This is a genomic window from Starkeya nomas, from assembly GCF_902703545.1.
Classification (GTDB): Bacteria; Pseudomonadota; Alphaproteobacteria; order Rhizobiales; family Xanthobacteraceae; genus Ancylobacter; species Ancylobacter moscoviensis.
This window is the reverse complement of the sequence record NZ_CACSAS010000012.1, coordinates 1-3,836: the sequence shown is the minus strand read 5'-3', so window position 1 is coordinate 3,836 and position 3,836 is coordinate 1. Positions and strand designations below refer to the sequence as shown.

At 67.2% G+C, this 3,836-nt stretch carries 7 protein-coding genes; all 7 read right to left on the bottom strand.

Features of this window, described 5'->3' with window-relative positions:
• Window positions 1-1,441 (bottom strand): hypothetical protein (locus tag STARVERO_RS21795; RefSeq protein ID WP_159602069.1); only part of this gene is annotated, 1,441 nt, incomplete at its 3' end.
• Window positions 1,422-2,039 (bottom strand): phage protein Gp27 family protein, encoded by a 618-nt coding sequence (locus tag STARVERO_RS21790; RefSeq protein ID WP_159602067.1) that lies wholly within the window; start codon window positions 2,037-2,039, stop codon window positions 1,422-1,424. The genes STARVERO_RS21790 and STARVERO_RS21795, both read right to left, overlap by 20 nt.
• 3 nt (window positions 2,040-2,042) lie before the next feature.
• The gene (locus STARVERO_RS21785) at window positions 2,043-2,348 is read right to left on the bottom strand and encodes a VpaChn25_0724 family phage protein (protein WP_159602065.1); all 306 of its coding nucleotides are present in this window, start codon (window positions 2,346-2,348) and stop codon (window positions 2,043-2,045) included.
• Window positions 2,345-2,662 carry a DUF2730 family protein gene (locus STARVERO_RS21780; RefSeq protein WP_159602063.1) on the bottom strand — a complete coding sequence of 106 codons (318 nt, stop codon included), beginning with the start codon at window positions 2,660-2,662 and terminating at the stop codon, window positions 2,345-2,347. Before STARVERO_RS21780 ends, STARVERO_RS21785 begins: the two co-directional genes overlap by 4 nt.
• A complete protein-coding gene (locus STARVERO_RS21775; RefSeq protein WP_159602061.1) occupies window positions 2,662-2,802 on the bottom strand; it encodes a hypothetical protein in 141 nt (46 codons plus the stop codon). Before STARVERO_RS21775 ends, STARVERO_RS21780 begins: the two co-directional genes overlap by 1 nt.
• A gap of 1 nt (window position 2,803) precedes the next feature.
• Window positions 2,804-3,157 (bottom strand): hypothetical protein, encoded by a 354-nt coding sequence (locus tag STARVERO_RS21770; protein ID WP_159602059.1) that lies wholly within the window; start codon window positions 3,155-3,157, stop codon window positions 2,804-2,806.
• Window positions 3,154-3,836 (bottom strand): peptidoglycan-binding protein (locus STARVERO_RS21765; RefSeq protein WP_244616983.1); only part of this gene is annotated, 683 nt, incomplete at its 5' end. The genes STARVERO_RS21770 and STARVERO_RS21765, both read right to left, overlap by 4 nt.

Below are 3,836 nucleotides of genomic sequence, written 5' to 3'. Positions count from 1 at the left end.
TGATGACGCCATTGACGTATTGAAGCGCCTGATGGTCGGTGAGCACATCCGCATCGCGCGGCAGCTCGACCGTGCCGTCGCCGAAGGCCTCGACATAGGCGGTCGAGTTCTTGCGATACCAATCGGGTGTCGCCTTCACCTCGACGATACGCTGCTCCCCATAGCGCTGCTGCGCGACTTCGGCGAGGTATGCGCCGTTGCCGTTGGCGTCGAGTGCGCCGCCGGAGAAGCGCGGTAGCCGATCAGCGATGTAGAACAACACGTCCCGCTGCTGTTCGAAGGGCACGTTGCGGAGCTCGACGAGCAGCTTCACGCGGCGCACCAGGTCGCGGCCGAGCTCGCAGGGCATGATGGCGGTGACGTCGCCCGTGCGGGCGAAGTCCTCGCCGAAATAATGCGGCCGATGAGGATCGAGGGCTTCCAGGATCGGCTTGAGCTCACGCTCGCAGAAGGCGAGTGCCTCGGCACGGCGCACGTGTTCCGGCGCATTCTTGAAGTCGTCGCCGCATATCCAGCGGATGATAGGCGCGCTGTCGGCCATGCGCGCCTCGATCTGCACGCGCGACAGAGCGGCACCCTCGGCCTCGGCCGGGATGGCGTCGAGCTCCTGCCGCATGGCGGCGGTGCGCACGCCGTAGGAGCCGCGAACCTTCTTTTCCCATGCCTCCTCTGCCTCCGGCGACCAGGTCTTTCCGGTCACCAGGCAGACGCGCTTGAACAGGCCGTTTTCGACGGCCTTTGAAAACGGGATGAAGTGGCAGGAGAACGGCACCTTGCCGGCCTTCGCCTCACGGATGAGCTCGTTGAACGGGTTGAGCACGCCGTTGTGGGTGCTGATGACACGGATCTTGCCGCCCCAGATCAGCAGCGCGTTCACCGCGTCGATCACGCCGCGCACATCCTGGTGGAACGCCGCCTCGTCGATGCAGACCGTGCCCTGGAGACCGCGGATGTTCGCCGGCCGCGAGGAGAGCGCCTCACAGCGCCGGCCGCTGGCAAACGGCACGCGGAAGGCCGGGATCTGCTTCGGTGTGCCGTCCGCATTCAGGCCATCGTCGAACATGAATTCTTCGATCTTGCCGAGCTCGCCGGCGATCACACGGGCGAAATGCGCGACGTAGCCGATGAACTCGCGGCCTTTGTCCTTCGTATCGCCGATATAGAAACAGTTCTGACCGCCGGCGGAGACCTTGAGCGAGGCGATGAGCGTGTGATCCAGCGCTTCGGCGAAGGTGACGCCGGTGCGGCGCCCCTTCTCTCCGAGCTTCAGGTCCGACTCGTCCTCGATCCACTCGGACTGGTGGCGCATGAGGACACCCTCGGCGAGCGGATCGAGATCCTCGGGGATCTCGCCGCCACGCGGGAGCTCGGCCGGCAGGCCGTGATCGGTGCGGGCAAGGACCGGCGGACCGGCGACCTGATCAGGACCCGGCGCTTGCATTGCCGCCCTCCACCGGAGGCTTCGGTCGAACACCGAGGAAGTCCCGACGCAGCTGCGCCACCACCTCGGCCGAGAGCCCGCCCTCCCTAGCCACGGTGTCGATGACCTTCGCCGTCTTGGCGTCGTAGTCTGCCTGCAGCTTCCGGCGACGATCGTCCGAAATCTTCATGCCGGTGACGATGGCCTGAAAGGCACGCGCCAGTTCCATCGCGCCCTTGGTGCTCACGCCGCCTTCATCGGCAAGCTCCAGCACCAGCGTCTTCAGGAACTCGCCGAGCACCACCGAGCTGGCGTCGGTGTCGGTGTGGTCGAACTGCGTAGCGAGGCCCTCATACAGCGCCTTCGCCTCGGCCATCTTGCGAACGGCGCCGGCACGCCGCATCGACAGGCGATTGAGCGAGGATCGGCTCGCCTGCGGAATGTCGCTGGTGACACCGTTCGTCCAGGCCGCCGCCCGCAGGCGCTCGTTGACGCCGTCGAGGATCTCCAGCTGGGTCAGGGTACGCTCGGCGAGTTGCTCGAACGCCCACAGCCGAGCCTCGTCGCCCCATTCCGGCAGCGTATCCCAGAAGGAAAGGCGACCGCGCCCGTTCGCCATGGCTCATTCTCCCGGCCGGGACGGACGCTTGACGCCCTCGATGACGAGCTCGCGCTGAAGGTGCCGATGTCCGGTCTGCGTCAGCGTGGCGATCTTCACCGTCTCCGCGTCGACGAGCTTGACCGCGCCCATCTCCTTCAGGTGGGCCAGTTGCAGGTGCACCCACGGCCGATCGCGCGGAATGCCGAAGCGCTCCCGCAGATGGCGAACCAGCAGGTTGCTGTTGAGGCTCTCGTTGGCCTCCTCGGAGAGGGTGCGCAGGATGATGAGCCGGGCCTCCTCGGCCAGCCAGGCGTCAGGGTCGGTCACTTCACCCGCTCCTCGAACATGTAGTGGTGCACCCGCTCGGCCATCTCAGCGACCGGCTTCATGCGTTCACCGAGCGTGGAGACCTCGCCGCGCAGGCCGGTGATCGCCAGCTCCAGGCGATGGCTGGTGTCTTTGTCGGGCAGGTGCCGCATTTCCGTCTCCAGCTTGGAGACGCGCTGCTCGGTTTCGTCGGACTTCTTCTCGACCTTCCCGACGCGATCGCTCGCGGCCTTACCGCGCGCCGACGTGATGCTGTAGATCAGGGCGCCAGACGAGATGATCATGGCGCCCCAGCGGCCCAGAAACTCCTCCATCAGGCGCCTCCGACCGGCTTCCAGCCGCATTGTTTCTCGCCATACTCGTTGTGCGTGACGAGCTTGGCCTTGGTCGCGGCGGTCATCGCCGCGAACTCGGCCGCCGAGACGATCCACGGCTCATTCGTCCTGCACCACATGTCAGGGGTCGCGGCGCCCTTCGTCGTCGCGCACCCACCGGCGAGCGCGGCGGTCAAGCTCAGCGCCAGAAAGACCGGCAACTTCATCCTGCTTCTTCCCGTAGTCGGCGACGGCTTCCGCCGTATCGCGGTTGAGCTTCTCCTCGCGGTCCTGCCAGCCCTGCTGGCGCGCGCGCCGCAGCACGGCGACGAAGCCGAGAATGGCGGTGAGGACGGCGCCGATCTGGAGCGCGCGCTGCAGACCCACGAAGCGCGCCAGCAGCGCCACGGCCGCGAAGATGACGGGAATGGAGAGCACCGCCCCCCACTCCCAGCCGATCCCGTAGACGAGAGCCTCGCGGATGCGGTCGATCATTCCGGCACCGGCGCCTTCGCCGGCCGGAGCGCCGGGACGATGTACTTGCGGACGAGGCCGACCGCGATGATGCCGACACCGATGACCATCAGGGCGCCGGCGGCGTAGCCGATCACGCTCGAAATCTCCGCATAGCCCCGCAGCGCATCCGCCTGGTCGGTCAGCTGCTTGCCCACCTCGGCGATGCCGATCGTGCCCAGGCCGCCGGCAATGGGCGTGGCGAGACCGGGCGGATCGGCGGCAACCGCCGAACCCGTTGCCGGGCCGGTCGCTTTCAGGCGCGCGGCGATCGAGGCCATGGTGATGTCGCCGGCGATGCCGTCCACCTTCAGGCCGTTGGCCTTCTGGAAGGCGGTCACGGCCTCGGTGGTCTTCGGGCCATAGCGTCCGTCGACCTTGATGTCGTAGCCGAGCTGGACCAGCTTCTCCTGCAGCAGCATGGTGGAGGGCGAGGACACCGCCGCCTTCCAGGACTCCGCCGGCGCCTCAGTGCCGCGGAGCTGCGGCCAGAGCTTGTTGAACCAGGCGACCCGTTCGTCATAGCCGTTGTAGCCGCCGTTGACGCGCTCCGTGATCGCCCGGATGTCGTTGATGTCGGCGAGGTGGTTGCAGCCGGTTCGGCTCCAGTGATCCAGCGCGCCGCGCAGGCAGTAGCCGGCCGTCTCGATCAGGCTCGGGC

Coding starts and splice junctions, on each gene's coding strand:
- STARVERO_RS21775 (WP_159602061.1), bottom strand. CDS start 2,802: ATGTGGTGCAGGACGAATGAGCCGTGGATCGTCTCGGCGGCCGAGTTC.
- STARVERO_RS21770 (WP_159602059.1), bottom strand. CDS start 3,157: ATGATCGACCGCATCCGCGAGGCTCTCGTCTACGGGATCGGCTGGGAG.
- STARVERO_RS21780 (WP_159602063.1), bottom strand. CDS start 2,662: ATGGAGGAGTTTCTGGGCCGCTGGGGCGCCATGATCATCTCGTCTGGC.
- STARVERO_RS21790 (WP_159602067.1), bottom strand. CDS start 2,039: ATGGCGAACGGGCGCGGTCGCCTTTCCTTCTGGGATACGCTGCCGGAA.